At 68.2% G+C, this 24234-nt stretch carries 19 protein-coding genes; 6 read left to right on the top strand and 13 right to left on the bottom strand.

What is annotated here, in order from left to right; translation table 11 throughout:
• Positions 1-40 precede the first annotated feature (40 nt).
• The 4 genes from G1C96_RS00490 to G1C96_RS00475 all read right to left on the bottom strand — a co-directional run bounded on the left by G1C96_RS00490 (position 41) and on the right by G1C96_RS00475 (position 6156).
• Entirely contained in the window at positions 41-1012 is a 972-nt protein-coding gene (locus G1C96_RS00490; RefSeq protein ID WP_169274697.1) for a hypothetical protein, read from the bottom strand.
• A 142-nt stretch (positions 1013-1154) separates the two neighbouring features.
• On the bottom strand, positions 1155-1676 hold the full coding sequence (locus tag G1C96_RS00485; RefSeq protein WP_169274696.1) for a GNAT family N-acetyltransferase: 522 nt from the start codon (positions 1674-1676) through the stop codon (positions 1155-1157).
• Between the two features lie 229 nt (positions 1677-1905).
• Positions 1906-5202, bottom strand: a complete 3297-nt coding sequence (locus tag G1C96_RS00480) for a UPF0182 family membrane protein (protein ID WP_169274695.1) — start codon at positions 5200-5202, stop codon at positions 1906-1908.
• A gap of 111 nt (positions 5203-5313) precedes the next feature.
• Complete coding sequence (locus G1C96_RS00475) at positions 5314-6156, bottom strand: alpha/beta hydrolase (RefSeq protein WP_169274694.1); 843 nt, start codon at positions 6154-6156, stop codon at positions 5314-5316.
• A gap of 208 nt (positions 6157-6364) precedes the next feature.
• Here G1C96_RS00475 and G1C96_RS00470 point away from each other — a divergent pair, with 208 nt between their 5' ends.
• Positions 6365-7861, top strand: coding sequence for an L-serine ammonia-lyase (locus G1C96_RS00470; RefSeq protein WP_169274693.1), 1497 nt, complete (start codon positions 6365-6367; stop codon positions 7859-7861).
• Positions 7862-7908: 47 nt separating this feature from the next.
• Here the strand turns inward: G1C96_RS00470 and G1C96_RS00465 are convergent, their stop codons facing one another.
• The gene (locus tag G1C96_RS00465) at positions 7909-8514 is read right to left on the bottom strand and encodes a hypothetical protein (RefSeq protein WP_169274692.1); all 606 of its coding nucleotides are present in this window, start codon (positions 8512-8514) and stop codon (positions 7909-7911) included.
• Positions 8515-8640: 126 nt separating this feature from the next.
• On the opposite strand from G1C96_RS00465, the gene G1C96_RS00460 reads away from it, so the two are divergent.
• Positions 8641-10341: an acetolactate synthase large subunit gene (locus G1C96_RS00460; RefSeq protein ID WP_335341898.1), complete on the top strand. Its 1701-nt coding sequence runs from the start codon at positions 8641-8643 to the stop codon at positions 10339-10341.
• Positions 10342-10693: 352 nt separating this feature from the next.
• Here the strand turns inward: G1C96_RS00460 and G1C96_RS00455 are convergent, their stop codons facing one another.
• Positions 10694-10891, bottom strand: a complete 198-nt coding sequence (locus G1C96_RS00455) for a CstA-like transporter-associated (seleno)protein (protein WP_169275199.1) — start codon at positions 10889-10891, stop codon at positions 10694-10696.
• 128 nt (positions 10892-11019) lie between these two features.
• Entirely contained in the window at positions 11020-13422 is a 2403-nt protein-coding gene (locus G1C96_RS00450) for a carbon starvation CstA family protein (protein WP_169274690.1), read from the bottom strand.
• Between the two features lie 381 nt (positions 13423-13803).
• Between G1C96_RS00450 and G1C96_RS00445 the strand changes: the two genes are divergently transcribed.
• Together G1C96_RS00445 and G1C96_RS00440 are read left to right on the top strand one after the other, a co-directional pair.
• Positions 13804-15054: an alpha-amylase family protein gene (locus G1C96_RS00445; protein ID WP_169275198.1), complete on the top strand. Its 1251-nt coding sequence runs from the start codon at positions 13804-13806 to the stop codon at positions 15052-15054.
• Positions 15055-15170: 116 nt separating this feature from the next.
• Entirely contained in the window at positions 15171-15818 is a 648-nt protein-coding gene (locus G1C96_RS00440) for an SGNH/GDSL hydrolase family protein (protein WP_169274689.1), read from the top strand.
• A gap of 3 nt (positions 15819-15821) precedes the next feature.
• Here the strand turns inward: G1C96_RS00440 and G1C96_RS00435 are convergent, their stop codons facing one another.
• Positions 15822-16247, bottom strand: a complete 426-nt coding sequence (locus tag G1C96_RS00435; RefSeq protein WP_169274688.1) for a nucleoside 2-deoxyribosyltransferase — start codon at positions 16245-16247, stop codon at positions 15822-15824.
• Between the two features lie 28 nt (positions 16248-16275).
• Entirely contained in the window at positions 16276-17205 is a 930-nt protein-coding gene (locus G1C96_RS00430; RefSeq protein WP_169274687.1) for a DMT family transporter, read from the bottom strand.
• Positions 17206-17355: 150 nt separating this feature from the next.
• Between G1C96_RS00430 and G1C96_RS00425 the strand changes: the two genes are divergently transcribed.
• Positions 17356-18171, top strand: a complete 816-nt coding sequence (locus G1C96_RS00425) for an SDR family NAD(P)-dependent oxidoreductase (protein ID WP_169275197.1) — start codon at positions 17356-17358, stop codon at positions 18169-18171.
• Positions 18172-18251: 80 nt separating this feature from the next.
• Here the strand turns inward: G1C96_RS00425 and G1C96_RS00420 are convergent, their stop codons facing one another.
• From G1C96_RS00420 to G1C96_RS00410, 3 genes are all read right to left on the bottom strand, one after another.
• Positions 18252-20135: a DEAD/DEAH box helicase gene (locus G1C96_RS00420; RefSeq protein WP_169275196.1), complete on the bottom strand. Its 1884-nt coding sequence runs from the start codon at positions 20133-20135 to the stop codon at positions 18252-18254.
• Positions 20136-20655: 520 nt separating this feature from the next.
• Positions 20656-21369 carry an SDR family NAD(P)-dependent oxidoreductase gene (locus G1C96_RS00415; protein WP_169274686.1) on the bottom strand — a complete coding sequence of 238 codons (714 nt, stop codon included), beginning with the start codon at positions 21367-21369 and terminating at the stop codon, positions 20656-20658.
• A 56-nt stretch (positions 21370-21425) separates the two neighbouring features.
• Positions 21426-21578, bottom strand: a complete 153-nt coding sequence (locus tag G1C96_RS00410; RefSeq protein WP_169274685.1) for a hypothetical protein — start codon at positions 21576-21578, stop codon at positions 21426-21428.
• A gap of 194 nt (positions 21579-21772) precedes the next feature.
• Between G1C96_RS00410 and G1C96_RS00405 the strand changes: the two genes are divergently transcribed.
• Complete coding sequence (locus G1C96_RS00405; RefSeq protein WP_169274684.1) at positions 21773-22777, top strand: AraC family transcriptional regulator; 1005 nt, start codon at positions 21773-21775, stop codon at positions 22775-22777.
• 88 nt (positions 22778-22865) lie between these two features.
• On the opposite strand, the gene G1C96_RS00400 is transcribed toward G1C96_RS00405, so the two are convergent.
• On the bottom strand, positions 22866-24155 hold the full coding sequence (locus tag G1C96_RS00400) for a uracil-xanthine permease family protein (RefSeq protein WP_169274683.1): 1290 nt from the start codon (positions 24153-24155) through the stop codon (positions 22866-22868).
• Positions 24156-24234 lie beyond the last annotated feature (79 nt).

Here is a 24234-nt window from a genome sequence, read left to right as displayed (position 1 = left end):
GCGGCAGCGCGGCCAAACGCTGCCCTGCCAGTGACGCCCGCTAGACGTGGAAGCGGTACCGTGCGAGCGACTCTGCGGCGACGATGAGCAGGAACGCGGCGACGCCCAGCGCCGCACGCACAAGGTTGCGGCGCTCGCGGCGGCGGTTCACGCGCGACATCGCCGCATCGTCCAGAGCGCTCTGCGGATCCTCGGCGGCCATGCGCCGCAGGTCGGCGTCGATGCGAGCGCGCTGCGGCGTGAAGGCTCCCTGACGTTCGAGCGACGCGGCGGCGACGGACCGCAGTCCGATGGCGCCGGACGAGACGAGCGTGCCCATGACGGCGAACACGGCGATGATCTGCGCCACGTTCCGCTCGTCGCGGCCGAGGAACAGCAGCACACCCGCAGCGACGACCAGATAGCCCCAGCATCCCCACCGCGCCCGAACGAACCATTGCACGGCTCGGGCCGACGGGTGCGCCAGGAACGCGAAGCAGACCACGCACAGCGCCAGCGGCGGCACGACAAGCAGCGCGGACGCAACAGCGAACAACGGCTCCATATGCAGAACGAGCCACGTGACCACGGCAAGCGCGGCGAACGCTGCCGCGACGAACGCCATGAGCACGCCCATGATGGCAAGCCTGCCGCGGTCGTGGCGCCTGATCACCGGCGAGGCGCTCCACCACCATTCGACCGAGCCGAACACCGGCCCCTCAAGCGTGTACCGGCAGGCGATCTCGTCGCCGTCGTCCGCCGCGGCGAGCTGCCGGGCTCCGCGCGACCAGCCGACCAGATAGGTGCCGGCCACGACGAGCGCCGCCAATGCGCTCCAGCCGAACCACGGATACGCGGCGGTGCGGTATGCGGCCACGGCGCCGGCCGCCAGCGCCGCGAACAGCAGCGTCCACGCGATCGCCTTGATGCGGATGCGCCGCAGCGCGGCGCGGTCGCGGGCGCTCACCACGCCGTTCGGCCGCGTCTCGGCGGCGAAGGGGTCGATGACGTCATGTCTCGTGTCGTCCTTCATGCGGCCCACGGTACGCGCGTTCGCTTCGGACCGCGCCCGCACGCGGAAACAACGATGTCACGGCGCGATCTACGTTGCCGATACGGTGACGTCATTGGACGGACGACGTCGCAGGACCACAGGCATCACAGGACCGAAATCATCACAGATCGAGATACCAGTACGACATATCGTGCATCATGCCGGTCGCGTCGGTGGCGGCGGACGGCAACAGACCGAACCGGGCGAAGCCGAAGCGGTGCATGAGCGCGACGGAGCCGGCATTGTCCGCGAAGATGACGCCGATGGCCTTGCGCATGCCGCGGCGACGCGCCTCGGCGAGCAGCCACTCGAGCATCGCGGTGCCCGCTCCCCTGCCCTGCGCCTCGGGAGCGATGTAGTAGGCGAGGTCGGTCACGCCGTCGTAGCCGGGACGGTCGTAGTACACGGACAGCGCGCCGAAGCCGACGATGCGTCCGGATTCGCCGTCCTCGATCACGGCGACCACGTACGGATCGTGGTGCGAGGCCACCCATGCGCGGCGCTGGTCGAGCATCTGCGGTTCCAGATCCGCGGTGGAGCCTCCGGCGACGACGGCGGCGTTGTAGATGTCCGCGATGGCCTGCACGGCGGACTCGTCGGCGGCGGAGACGATGCGGATGCGGTAGGGAGAGGAAGACGTCATGGAAACTCGATTGCCGTTGGGGATATGGGACTCGTGGGGATGAACAAGTCGAAGGATCCTTGGCCGAGGTGGTCAGGGATCCTTCGACTCCGGCGTTCCGCCTCCGCTCAGGATGACGGGGAACGGAGCGGCCCGCTCAGGATGACGGGGAGCGGGGCGGCCCTGTTCATGATGAACGGGGACGGAGCGGCTCCGTTGAGGATGACGGGAACGGAGCTGACTCCGAGGGCTACTGCTGCGCGGCGAGCGCCTTGTTCAGCGCGTCCTGCAGCTTCTTCTGCGCCTCGCCGTAGGCGGTCCAGTCGCCGTTCTTCATGGCGGCGTCGGAGTCCTTCATGGCCTGCGAGGCGTCCTGCAGGGCCTGCTTCAGGTCCGCGGAACCGGACGCCGTGCCGGGCGACGCGGAACCCGACGGGGACGGCGAGGGCGACGGCGTGGCGGTGGAACCGGACGACGCGCCGCCGTTCGCGTTCGTGCCGCCCGATGCGCCGCCGGACGCGTCACCGATCTGCGGCCTGGTGGTCTCCTTGCCGTCGGAGTTGGCCGCGTCACCGGCGGAGGCTCCGGAATCGCCGCCGAACACCTGGTCGAGCGCCTCGTCGAGCGTGTCCGCGAAGCCCACCTGATCGCCGAACGCCACGAGCACCTTCTTCATGAGCGGGAAGCTCGTGGTGCCGCTGGACTGCACGTATACGGGTTGCACGTACACCAGTCCGCCGCCGATGGGCAGCGTGAGCAGGTTGCCTCGCACCACGTTCGTGGAGCCGGACTGCAGGAGGTTCAGCTCCTTGGACACGTCCGCGTTGGCGTTGAAGTTGTTCTGCGCCTGCCCGGGGCCGGGCACGTTGGTGTTCTTGGGCAGCTCCATGAGCCTGAGCGTGCCGTAGTTCGCGCCGATCACGCCCGCCGTGCCGCCCGCGTCGGAGTCCACGGACAGGAATCCGGTGAGGATCTCGCGCGTGGCGGTGCCCGCGGGGATGTACGTGGAGGTGAGCGAGAAGATCGGCTCGTTGCTGCCGCCGGTCTGCAGGGTAAGGTAGTAGGGCGGCTGCTTGATGCCCTGCGAACGCTGCGCGTCGGACTCGGTGGGGTCGGTGGGCGTCTGCCAGAAGTCCTCGCCGGAGAAGAACTGGCTGGCGGAGCGCACGTGGTACTTGGCGAGCAGCTCGCGCTGCACCTTGAACAGGCTCTCCGGGTAGCGCATGTGGCTCATGAGGTCGCCGGAGATCTCGGAGACGGAGTGGTACTGGCCGGGGAAGATCTGCTGCCATGCCCGGATGACGGGGTCGTTCTCGTCCCACACGTACAGGTCCACCGAGCCGTCGTAGGCGTCAACGGTGGCCTTGACGGAGTTGCGGATGTAGTTGGCCTTCTGCGAGTTCAGCCCCTTGATGGTGGACGACGTCTCCGTGGTGGAGTCCTCGGTGGCCTCGCCCAGGTCCACGGTCTGCGAGTACGGGTAGTTCGCGGACGTGGTGTAGCCGTCCACGATCCACTTGACGCGTCCGTCCACCACGGCCGGGTAGACGCGTCCGTCGAGCGTGAGGTACGGAGCCACCTTGGCGACGCGCTCGCGCGGGCTGCGGTCGTACAGGATCTGCGATTCGGAGGTGACGCGGTCAGAGAACAGGATCTGGTCGGAGCCGAAGCGCACCGCATAGAGCAGACGGGAGAAGATGTTGCCCACCGAGGGGCCGCCGTCGCCCTCGAACGTGGTGGTGGCGCCCTGGGAGCCGGTCGGGTAATCGAACTCCCACGACGCGGTGCCGGCCGGCGCGCCCACGATCGAGTACTCGGGCGCGTTGGGCGAGAAGTAGATGCGCGGCTCGTACTTCTGCGAGTCGGTCAGGGCGCCGGAGGTGGGGATGTCCTTCTCGAAGAACTCGGGCTGGCCGTCGGCGGTCACCTTGTTGCCATAGGCCGCCACCACGCCGTAGCCGTGCGTGTACACGGTGTGGTCGTTGACCCAGTTGCGGTTGTCGTTGCCGTCGAGGTTGATCTCGCGCGCGGCGATCACCGTGTCTTGGCTTTCGCCGTTCACGTCGTACTTGTCCACGGCGAGCGTGTCCGCGAAGGTGTAGTACTGCTTGGACTGCTGGAGCTGCTTGAACGTGGCGGAGACGACCTGCGGGTCCAGCAGACGGATCTGCGCGGTGGTCTCGGCGTTCTGCGAGAGCGCCCCGCTCTTACCCTGCGTGGAGGCGTCGTACTCCTCGGTCTGGATGTCGCCCAGACCGTAGGCGGCGACGGTGGCGTCGATGTTGCGCTGGATGTACGTGGATTCGAGCTCCTGCGCGTTCGGGTTGACCTTGAAGCGCTGCAGCAGCACCGGCCAGACCACGTTGAGCACCAGCGCGGCCACCATGACGATCGCCACGGACACCACCGGCGTGCGCCACAGGCGCAGCGCGGCCATCGGCGACGCGGCCGGGGTCCCTCCCCCGAGCGCCTTCGCGTTCATGATCCACACGCCGAGCACCACGCCGAGCAGCGCGACCAGCACTGCGGTGACGACGGTCATGGGGATGGTGGCGTGCACGGACACGTAGGTGGCGCCGGTGACGCGGTCGCCTGCCGCGGTGAGCTGGTCGAACATGCCGAGGACCATGCGCGCGGCGGCGAGCAGCGCGTTGACGATGAGCCAGATGCCGAGCTGACGGCGGGCGCGCGTGGTGACGCTGAGGATGGACCTGCCGTGCACGGGCATCCGCAGACGGATGCCGCCCATGAGGAAGTGCGTGACGAGCGAGAACACGGCGCCCACCACCAGCAGCAGCTGCGCGGCGCCGGCCACGAGCTGCAGGCCGGGCAGCACGAACACGTAGAAGCCGTTGTCGATGCCGAACTGCGGGTCCGTCACGCCGAACGACTGGTTGTGGAACATGAGCAGGATCTCGGACCAGTTGGCGTTGAACTGCGAACCGAACGCCGCGCCCACGACCAGGGACACCACGACGGCGATGCGCAGGGCGCGCTTCGAGCTCACGCCCTTGCCCACCTCGATCACGTCGCCGTTGACGCGGATCGTGGAGCCGTCCGCCGAATCGGGGCGCGCGCGGATGGCGAGCCACGCGGAGACGAACGTCACCAGCGCCATGAGCAGCGCGTAGGCGATCCACAGACCCACCTTGACGCCGAGCTGCGTCCAGACCACCGAGACGAAGCCGAGCTGGCCGTACCACATGAGGTCGGTGATGAAGTGCGACAGGCCGAAGAACAGGCCGGCCGCCACGACGAGCACGATGACGACGGCCCACAGCAGGCGGACGCCGCGCGAGGAGCGGGGACGTCCGGCGTCGCGCGTGAGACGCGGCGCCGAGGGGCGTCGCGGCGGCGCGCCCGCGGCGGAGTCGGGCCGGTCTCCCGTGCCGTGCGACTCGTCGCCGTCGGTCTCGACGTCGAGGATGATCGGATCGTCGTCGGATCGTCCCGAGGCGTGTCCGTTGCGGGGCCTGCGGGGGTCACGGGGATTGCGCGGGTCGAAATCGGGGTCGAAGATGCCGCCGAACACATCGAAGAAAGACATGGTCCCAGCCTAGCGAACCATTGGGAAAACCGATGGAAACGCTCATGCGCAGGGCGTAATCGGCGCCCCGCGGCGGGTCACGCGGCCGGTCCGGCGTCCTCGGCTCCCCGCTCACTTCCACGCGGTGGCGGCGGGGAAGCGGCCGCGAATCCACGCGTCCGCGAGGTCCGGCCACGGCTGCACGCACGTGAGGTCGCCGATCCAGCGGTCGGCGTTGTCGGTCTCGTTGGTGCCGAGCGCGGAGCCGTGGCGCCCCTCGGGGAAGACGTGCACCTCCACGTTCACGCCGGCGGCGACCAGCGCGTTGACGAACAGCAGTGTGTTCTGCACCGGCACCGTCTCGTCGGTCACGGTGGTCCATACGAATGTGGGCGGCACGTCGCGCGTCACGTGCTTCTCCAACGAGAACAGGTCGAGCAGGGCGGGGTCGTCCTTGCCGCGCGGCCCCAGCAGATGCTCCACCGAACCACGGTGCGCGTACGGGCCGGACGTGATGACCGGGTAGCCAAGCAGCAGGCCGTTCGGTCGGATCGACTCGGGATCGTAGCCGTGCGCGCGGGTCTCCTCGCCGTTCCAGCGCTCGGCAAACAATGCCGCCGCATGCCCGCCCGCAGAGAAGCCGCACACCACGATCGCATTCGGGTCGATGTGCCATTCGGCGGCGTGCTCGCGAATGCGGCGCATCGCCTCGGCGGTCTCCAGCAGCGCCACCGGATACGTGGACGGCGCGCACGAGTAGTCGAGGATGAACGCCTGATAGCCGTAGCCGAGCATCCTGCGCGCGATCGGCTCGGCCTCGCGCGCGGACGTCCGGCGGTATCCCCCGCCGGGCAGGATGAGCACGGCCGGACGGGTCCGCTCGGCGTCCATGTCCGCGTAGTTCTCGATCACGTAGCCGCGGAATCGCGCCTCAGTGTCGTCGATGCCGCTGATTGTCTCGTCGAATACCAGCATGGTGCTCCTTGCCGTCCTTGTCGCCGTTGCCCTGCGCCGCGCCTCGCGCGCCGTGCCTTCAGTCAATCATGGCGTACCACGCCGTGCGAACGACATGCCAGATGTTGCCGGACATGGCGTGGCTGCCGACATGCCAAAGGCGCGCGCGGCATGCGCATGCGCCACAATGGATGGCACTGACGAGGGAATTCGCGTAGAGGGAGAGCGCATGCTGAGCGTGCTGGACATGTTTTCGATCGGCGTCGGCCCGTCGTCGTCGCATACCGTGGGGCCGATGCGCGCCGCGGCGGCGTTCGCCTCGTCGCTGCGCGGCGCGGGACTGCTGGATGCGACGGCGCGCGTCCGGGTGACGCTGTACGGCTCGCTCGCTTCCACCGGTCTGGGCCACGGCACCGACCGCGCCGCCATGGCGGGGCTCGAAGGCGCCGAGCCAGACACGGCGGACACGCACGATCTGCTGCACATCCGCGAGCGCGCCGAGCGCGAGGGCGTGCTGCATCTGGCGGGCAGCCACGACGTGCCGTTCGACTACGACCGCGACATCGTCTTCGAGCGGTGGATCACGCCGCGCCGGCATCCCAATGGCATGCGCTTCGAGGCGAGCGCCGCCGATGGGCGTCCGCTGGCCGACGACGTGTGGTTCTCGATTGGCGGCGGGTTCATCCAGCAGGGCGTGCCGTCCGATCTTGAGCCGGCCGATCCGTCCGACCCGTCCGGCGAGGGCGATCCGTCCGGTGCCGAAGCCGACGAGGGGCGCGACGCCGTGCCGTTCCCGTTCGATTCGGCCGAGGAGATGCTGGCGATCTGCGCGCGCGAGGGGATGTCCGTCGCCGAGCTGGTGTGGCGCAACGAGATCGCCATGCGCACCGGCGGCGCATGCGATCCCGACTCCCCCGAGGCCCGTCGCGCCGCGGAAGGGCTGCGCGCGGATCTGCTGCGCGTGTGGCAGGTGATGCGCGAATGCGTGCACAACGGATGCACGAGCCGCGAGGCCACGCTGCCGGGCGGGCTCGACGTGCCGCGCCGCGCGCCGAAGCTGTATGCGCGGTTCACCGCGGACCCGCTGGATCCGCGCAATCCCGCCGGCGCCGGGCACACCCTCTCCGGCCGCGCGTCCGCGGTGGAATGGGTGGACCTGTTCGCGCTGGCGGTGAGCGAGGAGAACGCGGGCGGCGGGCGCATCGTCACGGCGCCCACGAACGGCTCTGCGGGCATCATCCCCGCGGTGCTGCACTACTACTGGCTGTTCACCGACGAACCGGGCGAGGACGGCGTGATCACGTTCCTGCTGGCGGCGGGCGCCGTGGGCATGCTGTTCAAGCGCAACGCGTCGATCTCCGGCGCCGAGGTGGGCTGCCAGGGCGAGGTCGGCTCGGCCTGTTCGATGGCGGCGGCGGGACTGTGCGCGGTGCTCGGCGGCACGCCCGCGCAGATCGAGAACGCGGCGGAGATCGGCATCGAGCACAATCTGGGTCTCACCTGCGATCCGATCGGCGGTCTGGTGCAGATTCCGTGCATCGAACGCAACGCGATGGCGGCGAATACGGCGATCAACGCGGCGCGCATGGCGATGCTGGGCGACGGGTCGCACGTCGTGTCGCTCGATCAGGCGATCCGCACGATGAAGCAGACCGGCGCCGACATGATGAGCAAGTACAAGGAGACGTCGCAGGGCGGACTCGCCGTCAACGTCGTGGAGTGCTGACGCGGCGGACGCATGTTCGTCGGCGTTACGCTTCAGGACGCAACGGTTCAGGACACGAGGATGTCGCTGCTCTTGACCACCGTGACACCGTCGTCCAATTGGTAGTCGTTCCCACGCGATTCCGCCGGCTCGTCGCCCTCGTAGCGGATCTGCCCCTGCGAGATGCTGAACCGTGCGCGCACGATGCGGTCGCCGTCGTATCGGGGCAGCGTGATCCTGCGGTCCACGCCCGGAGTGAAGAGGATCGCGCCCACGGTGCACTTGATCGTGTCGCCTTCGCTGTCCTTGTGGTCGGGACCGTAACGCAGATCGATGCCGAAGCGCCACGGCCTCACGCCCACCAGATCGGGCGGCATGTGGCGCCCGCTCTGCCACGAATGGTAGGTCATCCACGCGGCCAGCGCGAGCGCGCCAACGACGATCAGGACTACCCTCCCCTCGATGCCCATGGGCAATCCCGCCGAAGCGGCAATGCGGTCGATCTCCGCTGCAAAGCCAATCTGGACTATGACGAACAGTATGGCCGCCCCAAGCGCGAACGTGAACAGGAACCCCGCCCACAGCGGCGACCCCTTCCACTCGTACCGCGCCAGCTCCGGGTCCCCGGTGACCCATACGTGCGGGCCTACGACATCCTCATCTTCACGCCTCATGCCCCCAGTGTGGCAGCGCCGCATGAACACGGCATGCATCCGCGATGAATGGAAGGGAAACTGCCTCCGCGCCTCGGCATCCGGCGGAAACACCGGCGTCACACGAGGGTGCCATGCTGTGGCCCCGTGAATGAGACGACTGCAACCACCAGCACCAAGCCCGCGCACGTGAGGACCACCGCCGACCTGTTCGTCGAATGCCTCGTTAACGAGGGCGTGAAGGTCATGTTCGGCATCCCCGGCGAGGAGAACATCCCGCTCATGGAGGCCATCGAGCGCGACGGACGCATCCGGTTCGTCCTGACCCGCCACGAGCAGGGCGCCGGATTCATGGCCGCCACGCACGGACATTTGACCGGCGAGCCCGGCGTGTGCCTGGCCACGCTCGGACCGGGCGCGCTGAACCTCACGCTGCCGGTGGCGCAGGCCAACGCGAGCACCACGCCGCTGGTCGCGATCTGCGCGCAGGGCAACGTGGGCCGTCTGTACAAGGAATCGCATCAGATCATCGACCTGGAGTCGGTGTTCCGCCCGCTCACGCAGTGGACGAGCATGGTGATGACCCCGGAGGCCGTGCCCGAGATGATCCGCAAGGCGTTCTCCATCGCCACGCGCAAGCGTCCGGGCGCCACCTGCCTGATCCTGCCCGAGGACGTGGCCGAAATGCCCGCCCCCGAAGGCGCGCACCCGCTACCGCTGCCCAAGCCGGTGCAGATCGTGCCCACGGACGAGACAATCGAACAGGCCGTGGACCTGATCGCCCGCGCCAAGCATCCGATCATCCTCGCCGGCAACGGCGTCGCCCGCGGTCACGCGGAGAACCGTCTGCTCGCCCTCGCCGAACAGCTCGACGTGCCCGTCGCCACCACATTCGAAGGCAAGGGCGTCATCTCCGACCGCATCCCCAACGCGCTGGGCGTGGTGGGCTTCATGCGCCACGACTACGAGAACTTCGCGTTCGACGAAGCCGATCTCATCGTGTCCGTCGGCTTCTCGATCCAGCAGTTCGATCCGAAGAAGATCAACCCGAACGACGACAAGACGATCATCCACATCAACACGTTCGCCGAGGACACGGACGCGCATTACTCCACGGCGCTGAACATCATGGGCGACATCGACGCCACGCTCGCCAAGCTCATCGCGGGGCTCAAGGCGCACGGCATCCGCTTCGACGAATCGCATCCGAAGATCCACGAGCTGCTCACCGACGAATACACGTCGCACGCCGACGACGACGGCTTCCCGATGAAGCCGCAGCGCGTCGTATACGACACGCGCCGCGCCATGGAGACCGACACCGACATCACGCTCGTCGACACCGGCGCGCTCAAGATGTGGATGGCACGCCTCTACCCCACGTACTATTCGAACACCTGCGTGATCGACAACTCGCTGTCCACCATGGCGTGGACGCTGCCCGGCGCAGTCGCCGCCTCGCTCGCGCACCCCGGGCGCCCGGTGCTGGCCGTGATGGGCGACGGCAGCTTCATGATGAACGTGCAGGAGCTGGAGACGGCGGTGCGCGTAGGTGCGCGCATGGTGGTGCTCGTGTGGGTGGACGAGGCGTACGGCCTGATCAAGTGGAAGATGGACATCCACGACGGCAGCCACGAATACGTGGACTTCGGCAACCCGGATGTGGTGGAGCTCGCCTCCAGCTTCGGCGCCAAGGGCCATGAGATCACGTCGGCCGATGAGCTCTACCCCACGCTGCGTTCGGCGCTGCGATCCGGTTCGGGCGTCGACATCATCGCCTGCCCGGTCGACTACCGCGAGAACATGAAGCTCATCGACAAGCTCGGCGACATCGACTTCGGCAACTGAGTTCCGTCTTCCGTCGTCCCTATCAGGCGCGACGATCTCCCCTTCTCCCCGTCACCCTGAGCGGGCGCGACGGTTCCTCTGTCGTCCCCAAGCGGGCGCAACGGTCCCTCTGTCGTCTCAGGCGGGCGCAACGGTCCCCCTGTCGTCTCAGGCGGGCGCAACGGTCCCCCTGTCGTCCCAGGCGGGCGCAACGGTCTCTCTTTCCCCGTCATCCTGAGCGGAGGACGCAGTCCGGAGTCGAAGGATCCTTCGACTCGCTTCGCTCGCTCAGGATGACGGAAAAGGAATGCGCACCCCGGACAACCGAAAAGGAATGCGCACGCTCAGAATGACGGAAAACCGGCGCACCGTCTCAGCAACAGCAGCTGGTGTTGGGGTGCGTACGGTCGTATTCCTCGCGCCTGCGCAGGTACTGCACCTCCGTGAGCGGCGTCTCGCCGGGATGCTCCTCGGCGAAATGCTCCAGATAGTGGTCGTAGCGTGCCTCCCCGCTGATCTCCCGGGCGTACCAGACGACGCCCCGCCATGCGGCGAGCAGCTTGGACGATATCGCGGCGAACACGGCGTTCCCCCTCTCTTGTCTCTCACGGATCCGCGCTGCGGACCCCTATGCGAAGGTGTCCCGTCTCGACGCGCGAAGTCGCCGGAACGGGACACCTGCCGATCATGCGGAACGGGTCAGGCCGTGGCCTGCTGCTCCGCCTTGAGCTCGTGAAGCTTGGCGCTGTATTCGCGCTGGACCTTCTTCTCCAGCGCGGTGGCCACAAGTCCGGACGGCGCGAACCACTGGGATTCGGCGAACGGCTCCTCGGACGTGGTCGCGGCGCCGAAGCGTCCGGCCGCGAGCGTGCGGGCCACCACGACGATGCCGACCACCACGAACGTGGCCATCATCACGAGGAAGAACACCGACAGCACGCCGTCGAGATACGCGTTGCTCAGACCGGCCTGCGCGTTGGCGAGCGCCTTGCCCTCGAGCGTGCCGGATGCGATCTGCGTCTGGTACTTCTGTGCGACGGCGAAGTAGCTGAGCGGTCCGAAGATCTTCTGCAGGTCGGCGGTGAACGTCACGGCCACGTCCCACACGAGCGGCACGATGGTCACCCACGCGTACTTGACGTAGCCCATCTTGACGATGCACACGGTCACGAGCACGAAGCAGGCGGCGGCAAGCAGCTGGTTCGAGATGCCGAAGATCGGCACCATGGCGTTGATGCCGCCGTTGGCGTCGGCGACGCCCATCCACAGCAGACCGCCCCACAGCGCGGTGGCGATGAGCGTGGTGATGACGTTGCCGGGCTTCCACGTGGGGTCGGCGAACTTCCTGAGCTTGCGCACGTTGCCGAGCATTTCGCCGATCTGGTAGCGGGCCACGCGGGTGCCGTTGTCGACGGTGGTGAGGATGAACAATGCTTCGAACATGATGGCGAAGTGGTACCAGAACGCCATGGCGTTCTGTCCGCCAAGGTAGGACTTGAGGAAGTCGGCCATGCCCATGGCGAACGTGGTGGCGCCGCCGGTGCGCGAGACGATGGTCTTCTCGCCCAGGTCGGATGCCGCCTTGGTGAGCGCCTCCTCGCCCTCGTAGGTCTTGGCGTTGCCTGATTCGTCGACGGAGTCCCACGTGGTCGTCAGATGGTTGCCTTCGATGTCGGATACCTTGAGGCTGTCCACGGCGGCGACGGCGTTCGCTTCGGCCGTGGCGGACGCGGAGTAGGACTGTCCGGCGGCGGACTGGATCTGTGCGGCGGACATGTTGGTGGAGAAGTACACGCCCTGGCTGAGCGTGACGGCGGCGATGAGCGCGATGATGGCGGTGAACGATTCCACGAGCATGGAGCCGTAGCCGATCATGCGGATCTGGTTCTCCTTCTCCACGGCCTTCGGGGTGAGGCCGGAGGCGACGGCGCCGTGGAAGCCGGACAGCGCGCCGCAGGCGATGGTGATGAACAGGAACGGGAAGAGGCTGCCGGAGAACGTCGGTCCGTTGGACACGCCCGCGAGCTCGGAGATCGCCGGGAACTTCACGGACGGGTTGGCGATGACGATGCCGATGACGAGCAGCGCAAGCGTGCCGATCTTCATGAGCGTGGACAGGTAGTCGCGCGGGGTGACGAGCAGCCAGTGCGGCAGCGCGGCCGCGGCGAATGAGTAGATCACCAGGGCGATGACCAGCGCGGGCTTGGAGAGCGTGAACACCGAGGCGAACGCGGATTCGGCGATCCAGCCGCCGGCGACGATGTCGAGCACGAGCAGCACGAAGCCGAGGATCGTGGTCTCGATCACGCGGCCCGGGCGCAGGAAGCGCTCGTAGAGGCCCATGAGGATGGCGATCGGGATGGTCATGGCGATGGAGAACACGGCCCACGGCGAGGACGCCATCGCGTTGATGGCCACGAGCGCGAGGAACGCCATGGCGATGGCGGTCATCACCACGAGGAAGACCGAGAGGATCATGCCGCCGAACTTGCCCATCTCGTCCGCGGCCATCTGGCCGAAGGAGCGGCCGCGGCGGCGCGCGGAGATCCACAGCATGAGCATGTCCTGCACGGCGCCGGCGAAGATCACGCCGAGGATGATCCACAGCGTGGAGGGCAGGTAGCCCATCTGGGCGGCGAGGATCGGGCCGACGAGCGGGCCGGCGCCGGAGATGCCGGCGAAGTGCTGGCCGAAGAGCACGCGGCGGTCGGTGCGTTCGAAGTTGGCGCCATCGTGCACGCGTTCGGCGGGCGTGGCGTTCGCGTCGTCGGTGCGCATGATCCTGATCTGGATGTAGTACGCGTAGAAGCGGTAGGCGATGGCGTAGGAGCTCAGCGCCACGACGATGAACCAGATCGCGGAGATCTGCTCGCCGCGGGACACGGCCAGCACGCTCCACGCGATGGCGCACACCACGGCGATGACGGCCCACAGGGCGATCCTGGCGGGGGTCCATACCAGCTTCGGCCTGACGCCGACGGGCAGGCCCTTCGCGTTGCGGATGACGCGCTCGGCCTCGGCCGGCGTGTAGTCGTTGTTGAATTCCAGCGTTCCGGGAGCCGGCACGCCCGGCTTCGCGGACGCCGATGCGACGTTCGACATGATTCTGCTGTTCTCTCTATCTCTTCTCTCGCCTCCTTCGCGCCGCTGCGCGTGGAGGGGCGACGTCCACGATGACATGCTTTTGGCAGTGATCTCCACTGTATGGTCGAACGATTGCCGCGGTGTGACGCATATCACGATATGAACGCGTGTCGAACGTTGATGTTCACATCGTGTTCACTCCGCGTCCGATCGCGCCGACGAACGGACAGCCGCCCCGCGTGGTGTCGGGTGCGGACGGGAGACGCCGTCTGGGACAATGGCCTTGCCCGCGGCAACCGCGCCGGGACGGAATCCGGATCCGGAAGCGCGACGGGCATCGACACGGCGAAAGGAGACGCCATCATGACCGCTCAGTCATGCACCCACGCGACGCATCCGATGCCCGACTGGGTGCGCCACGGCATCTGGTGGCACGTCTACCCGCTGGGATTCGTCGGCGCGGACATCCGTCCGAGCGGACCGCGCACGTTCACGGGCCGGGGACTAGACTCCATCGCCGGCTGGCTCGGCTACGCGCGCGACCTCGGCGTCTCCGGACTGCTGCTCGGACCGATCTTCGAGTCCTCCTCCCACGGCTACGACACGCTCGACCACATGCACGTGGACGTGCGGCTCGGCGGAGACGCGGCCTTCGACCGGCTCGCCGAGGCGTGCCGCGACCACGGCATGCATCTGGTGCTCGACGGCGTCTTCAACCACGTGGGCCGGCAGCATCCGGCGGTGCGGGACGCGCTCGCCGGAAGGACGGACGGTCCGTGGGCCGGCATGGTCGCCACGCGTCCGGGCCCCGACGGGCGACCGGATCTCGACGTGTTCGAGGGGCATGGCGATCTGGTGGAGCTCGACCACCGCGATCCGCGCACCGCGGACTACGTGGCGCGCGTCATGAACCACTGGCTCGACCGCGGCGCCTCGGGATGGCGGCTCGACGCGGCGTACGCCGTCGATCCCGCGTTCTGGACGCGCGTGCTGCCGCGGGTACGCGAATCCCACCCCGGCGTCTGGGTGTTCGGCGAGGTGATCCACGGCGACTATCCGGCGATCGTCGCCGCCTCGGGCATGGATTCGCTCACCCAGTACGAGCTGTGCCAGTCGATCCGTCACGCCATCGCGTCGGAGAACTTCTTCGAGCTGGACTGGAACCTGACCCGCCACAACGCGTTCCTCGACGCGTTCGTGCCGCAGACGTTCGTCGGCAACCACGACATGACCCGCCTCGCCTCGGCGATCGGCCCGGAGCGCGCCGTGCTGGCGCTGGCCGTGCTCATGACGGTGGGCGGCGTGCCGAGCGTGTACTACGGCGACGAGCAGGCGTACGTGGGCGTCAAGGAGGCGCGCCTCGGCGGGGACGACGACGTGCGCCCGAAGTTCCCGCGCTCCCCCGCCGAGCTCTCGCATCTGGGCGCATGGATGTACCGGGCGCATCAGGCGCTCGTCGCGCTGCGCCGCCAGCACCCGTGGCTGGTGGAGGCGCGCACCGAGCGGCTGCTGCTCGAAAACCGCCGATACCGATACCGCGCGTTCGGATCGGAAACCGGAGAGACGATCATCGTGGAGCTTGCGCTCGACCCCGCGCCGACCGTGCGCATCGAGGACGCCGCGGGACGCACGCTGTACCACTTCGGCTGACCGGCCGCGCCCGGCCGCTTCCGGGCCGGGGCAACAGCGTGCAGCAGCGGCCGAACGCGGCGCGGCGCGGTTATAGTAACCGATGTATCCATTCGTCGGCTTCAAGGAAGATCCATATGAAGAACGTGCTGTGCTTCGGCGATTCGAACACCTTCGGCACCAACCCCAACCGCATCGGCACCCGCCACCCGTTCGACGTGCGCTGGACCGGCAGGCTCGCCGGCCTGCTCGGCCCGGACTGGCGCGTCATCGAGGAGGGCATGGGCGGACGCACCACCGTGTTCGACAACCCGCTCGAACCGCAGCGCGACGGCATCGGCGCCCTGACCGTGGTGCTGCAGTCCGCGCGCCCCATCGACTATGCGATCGTGGCGCTCGGCACCAACGACCTCAAGGAGATCTTCAACGCGTCGCCGCGCACCGTCGCAGCGGCCGCCGAATTCGTCTGCCAGACCATCGAACGCTACCCGTACGGCGGCTGCGGGCCGGCGCCGAAGATCCTGCTCGTCTCCCCCATCCACATCAAGCCCGGCATCGAGAACAGCCCGTACGTCGGATTCGCCGCGGACGCCGCGCCGCGCTCGCGCGAACTGGCGCGCTACTACCGCGAGGTGGCCGAGCGCAACGGATACCTGTTCTTCGACGCCTCCGAGGTGGCCGAGGCGTCCGACGTCGACAAGCTGCACATGGAGGCGGCAAGCCACGCGCGCTACGCCGAGGCGGTGGCGAGGATCCTGCTCGACGACGCCGCGCGGGCGAACTGAGCGTCAGAACTGGATGTAGTCCACGTCCCGATGTTCGCCGGTCTCGAGCCAACGTGCCAGATCGTCGGGGCCGGCGAACACGGCGCGCACCGCCTGCCCGATCATCAGGTTGACGCGGTCGGTGGGGGCGAGCCCCTCCCGGTACGCGTACACGGGCAGACCCAGCGCATGGGCGAAGCCGATCTCGAACATCGTGCCGGGATCGTCGTCCATGAGATTGGCGATGACGGCCTTCGATCGGCGGATGGCGGCGACGTCGTCGTCGAAGCAGCCCTTCGGCCCCACCTCCTCGATCTCGCTGGCGAACCGCGGCTTGAACGTCGTCAGCCCGTGCGCGTCGAGCACCGCCTCGAGCCGTTCCATGCTCGCGGTCTCGTCGCGGTCGAAGAACGGCCCGGCCACGTAGAAGTCATACAGCGCATCGTCCATGGCTCACGATTGTAGGCCATGCGCCGGGTCAGCGGACCAGGAACACCATGGCGATGATCAGCGCGAAGCCGGTCAGGTCCACCGGCGTGAACACGGTGCCGGTGAACAGGACCGCCGAAACGGTGGCCATCACCGGTTCGATGGTGCCGAGCATCGTGGCGCGCATCGGTCCGGCCTTGAGCGAGCCGACGAGGAACAGCCAGAACGCGCCGAACGTGCCGCCGAGCACCGTGAACGCCATCAGTCCCCATCCCGCGGCATCCAGCGGCGGCACCTCGTTCCACGGGCGCACGAACGGCGTCATCGCCAGTCCGGACAGCACGAACATGATGCCGTTGGTCGCGAAGCTGCCCCACCGGTCGATGAGCCGCAGCGGCGTGACGGCCAACGCGGCGGTGGACGCGGCGTTGAGCATGCCCCACATGAGTCCCGCCGCCGGCAGGCTCAGGGAGCGCGGGTCCCCGCCGGTGGCGATGAGCGCCACGCCGACGAAGGCGAGCGCCACGCCCACGCCTTCGCGCATGACCGGTCCCCTGCGCGCGTGGATGCAGGTGTAGGCCAGCACGAACAGCAGGTTGAGCGCCTGCAGCACCGTGGCGGTGCCGGAATTGGTGGCGTCGATGGAGTTGAGGTAGGCGACCTGCACGAACAGCACGCACACCACGGCGTTGCCGACGAACGACGGCCACGAGGGGCGGTCGCGCACGGCACCGGCGAGCTGGCGGGGCGTGGCGACGGCCGCGCAGACGAGGAAGAGCACGCCGGCCGCGAGCTGGCGCACGCAGGCGATCCATTCGGGGCTGGCCTGATAGGACTCCATGAGGATCTTCGACACGGTGCCGTTGACGCCCCACAGCGCGCCGCCGAGCAACGTGAGGACGGAGCCGACGAGGATGTCGCGCGGCGACCGTTCGAGGGTGGCGCGGCGCGCGGTCCCGGCCTCGTTGACCACAGTCATCTTCGACACTCCTTCGCGTTTCCCTGCATGGCGACGGCCGCCCATTATAGCGTCCGCCCGCGGCGTCCATCCGGGCGCGGCGCGGCCCGTACACTGGGTGTGACGAAGGCGCGACGACGAGCGGGCCGTGACGACGAGCGAGGAGGCATGATGGCGTACGCACTGGTGACCGGGGCGACCGGAGGCATCGGACGGGAACTGGCGCAGCTGCTGGCGCGGGACGGGCACGATCTGGTACTCACGGCACGGGACGCCGGACGTCTCGGGACGCTGTGCGCGCGGAGCGAAGCGCGGTACGGCGTGCATGCGGTCGCCATCGCGGCGGATCTGAGCGCCGAGGACGGGGCGCGCACGCTGTTCGACCGCGTGCAGGAGCTGGGGCTGGACGTGGACGTGCTCGTCAACAACGCCGGATTCGGCGACTGGACAGGGTTCCTCGACGGCGACTGGGAGCGCCAGCGCGCGATGATGCGCGTGAACATGGTCTCGCTGGCCGAACTGTCGTACCGGTTCGGCCGGCTCATGCGCATGCGCGGCCACGGGCGCATGCTCAACATCGCCTCGGTGGCGGCGACGATGGGCGGACCGTACATGGCAATGTACTTCGCGTCCAAGGCGTTCGTGCGCTCGCTGGGCGAGGCGCTGGCCGTGGAGCTGCGCGGCACGGGCGTCACGGTGACGACGATATGCCCGGGCCCCACCACGACCGGCTTCGAGCAGGCGGCGCGGATGCACGGCCTCAACTTCTTCACGATGACGCGACCGGCGACGGCGGCGAACGTGGCGCGATTCGCCTACGCCCGCATGATGCGCGGGCGCACGCTCGCCTGTCACGGCGCGACGGCGAAGCTCGGCGTCGCCGCGGAGCATCTGCTGCCGCGCGCGCTCACGCGACATGTGGCGGCGTTCATGAACGGCGGCGACCCGAAGCGGGCCGGCAGCACGGCTCGCGGCACCCGCCGATAGGCATCGACGCCAGACGATAGGGCCAGACGCCAGACCCGGACAACGCGAGCCTTGCCGACGGCCCGGCGCATGTCGGCCCGTCAGCGGAACGGCGTGCCGCGGCGCTTCGAATGGCGGCGGCGTGGACCGTCCGCGCTGCCGTACTTGGCGATCATGCGGCGCTCGTGGCGCTTGGCGTCCTCGGATCGCTCGTCGCGCACGATGCGGTTCTCCTTGCTGCGATGGATGCGCTTGCCGTGCGTCACGGCATCCGCATGGCGGCGCTTGCCGTCCGCACGGCGGTCGTTCTGCCTGTCGGAGCGGTCTTCGCGGAGGACCGGCAGATGCCGCAGCGCCTTGCGCGACGCGGCGTCGTCGGATGCGCCCCTGCGATCCGCATGGTTCGCGGTCCGGTCAGCGGCGTAGGCGTCCAGCGCCGCATGCATCGGCGAACGACGGGCGACGTGCTCGTGCGTACGGTCGTCCATACGCTCCTCCGAGTGCTCATGCGTACGCTCGTCCGCACGTTCGTCCGCATGCTCGGCCCCGCGCTTCCGGCGCGGCTTGTCGGGCTGCGCCTTCCTATCGTCCTTCGTCTTCTTGCCGGGCTTCGTCTTCCTGCCGCCTTTGCCGCTGTTGCCGCCAGCAGGCTGCGATGCGTCGAGCGTCCATCCGTCCACGCGCTCGGCGCGCTCCCCCACGAGGTCGAGCACTTCGGGAGAGTCGTCGCGCACGGCGATCGGCGTCGCATCGATGCCGGCGGCCCTGAGCATGCGTCTGGCCTCGCGCCGCTGGTCGGGCAGGACGAGCGTGACGACGTCGCCGGTGTGTCCGGCGCGTGCCGTGCGGCCGGAACGATGCACGAACGACTTGGGATCCTCGGGCGGATCGACCTGAACGACGAGCCGGACGCCGCTCACGTCGATGCCGCGCGCCGCCACGTCGGTGGCGACCATGACGTTCACGTCGCCGGATTCGAACGCGGCGAGATTGCGGTCGCGCTGGTTCTGCGACAGGTTGCCGTGCAGCTCGGCGGCGGGGATGCCCTGCTGCGTGAGCTTCCTGGCCAGATTCTTCGCCTGATACTTGGTGCGCGTGAACAGCATGCGCTTCTCGGCGCCGCCGGCGAGCGCGCGCACCACGTCAAGCTTGTTCGCCTTGTCGATCAGGAAGACATGCTGGGTCATCGCATCGGCTGCCATGGCGGCGTCGGGCACGCTGTGCGTCTTGGGATTGCGCAGGAACTCGCGCACCAAATCGTCGATGCCGTGGTCGAGCGTGGCAGAGAACAACATGTGCTGCGCGTCGGGGCGGATCTGCGCGAGCAGACGGCGCACCGGCGGCAGGAAGCCCATGTCGGCCATTTCGTCGGCCTCGTCGATCACCACGATCTCGACCGCGCTCAGCGTCAGCAGCCCCTGACGCAGCAGATCCTCAAGACGGCCCGGGCAGGCGACGACGATGTCGGCGCCGGCCCTGAGCTCGCGCACCTGACGGCTCTGCTTGACGCCGCCGTAGATGACGGACGTGGTCATGCCGCACATGCCGGCGAACGGGGTGAGCACGTCGTTGATCTGGTTGGCAAGCTCGCGCGTAGGCGCCAGCACGAGACCGCGGGGGCTGGGCGTCCACGCCTTGGCGTCCACGCGCTCCTCAAGACGGCGGTCGCGCATGCGGCGCAGTCCGCGACGGTAGTCGGCCATGGTCATGCCCGGCTCGAACGGCGCTTCGCACAGGCGCGCGGCGAGCGGCAGGCAGAACGCGAGCGTCTTGCCGGAGCCGGTGCGGCCGCGGCCCAGGATGTCGCGCCCCGCAAGCGAATCGGGCAGGGTGTCGGCCTGGATGGGGAACGCCTCGGTCTTGCCGTCGGCGGCGAGCACGCGCACCAGCGGCTCGGGCACGCCCAGCTCGGCGAAGGGAACGGGACAGCTTTCGAGAACGGCGGCGGCCGCTTCCGGCGCGTCGGCGGTCAGCGGCGCCGGCATCGACGCGAAGTCGCGCGACTGCTGGCGGCGCGCGCGGTCGTCGCGGCGGTCGCGGGAACCATGCGGGCGGCTGCCGGCGCGCGCGACGCGGCTGCGGCGCTCGCCGCGCGCGGAGCGGTCGGAATGGTCGGAACGATTGGAACGATCGGATGCGTGGCCCGCGGAATGCGAGCCGTGATGGAATTGCTTGGGCACAGCGGCCTTTCATGTCATGGGTTGCGCGCGGTGCGCAAACCGTGCCACTCTAGCCGAAGGTGCCTACCAGCGCTTCCATGCCCCGCTCAGACGACTCAGGCTCCCCTCCCCGAGGGGAGCTGGCGGCGCAAGCCGACTGAGGGGAGCAAACCAGCCAGCAGCACCACACGACTCCCCTCAGTCCGCATTCGCGGACAGCTCCCCTCACAGAGGGGAGCCAAGGTTCTAAAGGCTCGACTGTCCCTCAGAGAGGGAAGGCTTTTTCGGCTACTCTCCTTGAGGGGAGCTGTCGGCGCAAGCCGACTGAGGGGAGCCCCGCAGTTGCTCACACGTAGTTGCGTTCGATGAGGATGTCGGAGACGGTGAGGTTCGCGTCGTTGACGAGGTTGAAGAGGATCACGAGGGCCAGCTCGTCGGGACGCATGAACGTGTGCTGCTTATCGATCGACACGTAGTCGTGGCTCTCGCGGTAGAAGTCGGTGTCGATGCCGCCCGGGTAGACGCCCACGATCTTCACGCTGGTGCCCTTGTAGGCGGCTTTGAGGGACTGCGTATAGCCCTTCTCGCCCCACTTGGTGGCGCAGTACACGGATTCGTTGGCGTTGCCGCGCGTGGCGGCGGTGCTCATGACGTTGGCGATCTTGAGGTCGCGCTCCTCGCAGGCCCTGAGGGTCTCGACGCTCCACAGGATCATGCCCTTGAGTCCCTTGAGGCACTTGTCGACGTCGGCGGCCTCGTAGGCGGTGGGCGTCTTGAACGAAGGCTGCCCGGCGTTGTTGATGAGCAGGTCCACATGGCCGATCCGCGCGATCTCGCCCACGGACCGCTTGACGAAGATCTCATCGGACACGTCGCCGATGAACGCACGGTAGGCGTCGGCCGGGAACTCCTTGGCGAGCTCAAGCTGGCGTTCCTCGTTGAAGTCGATGCCGGCGACGAACCAGCCGGCCTCGATGAGCTGCCTCGTCAGCTCGTAGCCGAGTCCCAGCGCGCTTCCCGTGACGATCGCGATCCTTCTTCCGCCTTCCCGCTGCGCCATCGTTGCCTCCCTGCATGTGCGTCGATTGATGGATGGCGTTCAGCCTATCGAACCGGTCAGACCCGCGCGGCGTACCAGCGGGCGAACCAGTCGACGTCGCCGGCGCCGGCGTCGGAGACGGTCTGCGCGCGCTCGTGCATCCACTGCTGGCACAGGGCGTAGTAGTCGGCAAGACGGGCGTTCATGTAATCAAAGATTCGTGCCATCATGATGATCAGCTCCTTACTGCGGTCTTCGTGCGATGACACTGCAATCGTAAGGTTTGCAAGGGTTTGGCACACGTCTGGGATTTGCGATTCCGATCGTCGTACTATCATTATCGTACAGACGCCCATGCGGGCCGATGCAATGTCGGCCAGTGCAACGCAGCATCGGGCAGCACCGCACCGCGAAGGAGACGACCATGGTCAGACCGGCGTTCCGCAGCAGCAGCGAGCCCCGACTGGAGACGACCGTGTTCTCCGATCTCTCGGAGCGCATCCACTACAACCTGCCCTCGCTGCCGATATACGCGTACCACGAGCCGCTGTCCGGCTTCGCCGGGTACCGATGCCCATGCCACTGGCACCGCGATCTGGAGTTCGTGCACGTGGTCAGCGGACGCATGCACTACTTCGTCAACGGCACGGTGACCGTGATGGAGGCCGGCGAGGGCATCCTGGTCAATTCAAGCCGGCTGCATTACGGGTTCTCGCCGGAGCGGCGCGAGGCGTGGTTCTCGTGCGCGGTGATCAGCCCCGCGCTGTTCGAATCGGCGACGCCGTCCGTCGCGGCACGCTGCGCGCAGGCGTTCGCTCAGGACATGCCCGATCTGCTGACGCTCAGCCCGCATGTGGACTGGCAGCGCGACATGCTGGACGCCGTGGACCGGGTGGTCAGGCTCATGCCGGACGATCCGCAGGGCAATCCGCTGCCGACGCTGGCCGCGGCGATCGACGTGTGCGACATGGCGATCGGGCGGCTGCTCAGCGAAGGAGCGCGCGCGGATGCATGCAACGCGGACGCACGCGACGCGGCTGCCGGCTTGGACGCCGGTGCCGCAGCCGATGCCGGCGCTGACGCTAGTGCCCAAGCCAGCACGGAGCAGCGCGACCGCATGGACGTGCTGCTCATGACCGGCATGATCCAGCAGCGGTTCCGCGAGCCGCTGACGCTTGCCGGCATCGCCGCGTCCGCGCACGTGAGCCGCACGCAATGCTGTCTGCTGTTCCGGCGCTACGTAGGCCGCACGCCGGTCGAATACCTGACCGAACGCCGTCTGGAAGAGGCCAAGCGCCAGCTCGGCGGTACCGCGCGTGCCATCGCGGAGATCGCCGCCGACTGCGGATTCTCCTCCCCCAGCTACTTCGCCAGCGTGTTCCGCCGGCACGTGGGCGTCACGCCGCGCGAGTTCCGCGAACGGCGCTGATGCCCGTCTCCGTACCGTGCCGCGGACGGCGTTCCGACGGCGCGGTGACACGACACGACACGACGACACGGCACGGCGACACGGAACCCTACAGGATGTCCGGATCGTCCTTGTCGATGGTGCCGGTGGCCCTGCCGATCGCCTTGAGACCGTGGTAGGCGACGAGCACCACGACCGTGCCGATGGCGATGCCGTTGAACTGCACGCCCTGCACGGCGAACGTGAAGTCGGCGATGCCGATGATCATCACGATGGCCGCGACCATGATGTTGAGCGGCTTGTCGAAGTTCACCTTGTTCTCCACCCAGATGCGCACGCCGATCATGCCGATCATGCCGTAGAGCAGCGTGGTCACGCCGCCGAGCACGCCGGAGGGGATGGTGTTGATCACGGCGCCGAACTTCGGGCACAGGCTCAGCAGCAGCGCGAAGCCCGCGGCGCACCAGTAGGCCGCGGTGGAGTAGACCTTGGTGGCGGCCATCACGCCGATGTTCTCGCCGTACGTGGTGGTGCCGGAGCCGCCGTCGAAGCCGGCGATCGCGGTGCCGAGGCCGTCCGCCAGCAGCGCGGTGCCCATCCGGCCGTCGTAGTCACGGCCGGTCATCTGCGCCACCGACTTGACGTGGCCCACGTTCTCCGCCACGAGCACCAGCACCACGGGGACGAACATCGGCAGGATGGAGAAGTCGACCTGCGGCGTGTGGAACCTCGGGAAGCCGATCCACGCCGCCTCGCCGATCGCGGAGAAGTCCACCTGCCCGCGCGCGCAGGCGTACGCGTAGCCCACGAGCACGCCCAGCAGGATGTTGAGCCGGCCGACCAACCCCCTGAACAGCACGGCGATGAGCAGCACCGCCACGAGCGTGACCAGCGCGGTGTCCGGCGCCTGCTGGAAGTTGCTCCACACGCTGGGCGCCAGATTGAAGCCGATGATCGCCACGATCGCGCCGTTGATGACCGGCGGCATGATGACGTCGATCCACTTCGCGCCCGCATAGTGCACGGCGACGCCCACGAGGGCGAGCAGCAGGCCGGTGACCATGATGCCGAAGCTGGCCACCGCGATGCTCTTGCCCGCGGACGCCACCGCGGCGATCGGCGCGATGAAGCCGAACGACGAACCCAGGTAGCTGGGCAGCTTGTTCCCGTTGATGAGCAGGAACAGGGCTGTGGACAGCGCCGTGAAGAACAGCGTGGTGGACGGGTCGAAGTGGGTCAGGATCGGCACCAGGAACGTGGCGCCGAACATGGCGATCACATGCTGCGCGCCGATGCCGGCCGTGCGCCCCCACGTCAGGCGCTCGTCGGGTTCCACCACCTCGCCCGGCGCCAGCGTCTTGCCGTCGCCGTGCAGTCCCCATGAAAACAGATCGGACAACTGCGTCTCCTCGCTTCTCGTTCGCGCGGATCCGCGTACGCTCTGCCTTCCGCGCATTCGAGGACATTCTAGTCCACGG

It is taken from the genome of Bifidobacterium moraviense, assembly GCF_012932365.1.
In the GTDB taxonomy this organism is placed as follows: domain Bacteria; phylum Actinomycetota; class Actinomycetes; order Actinomycetales; family Bifidobacteriaceae; genus Bifidobacterium; species Bifidobacterium moraviense.
This window is presented reverse-complemented; position numbering and strand designations above follow the sequence as displayed.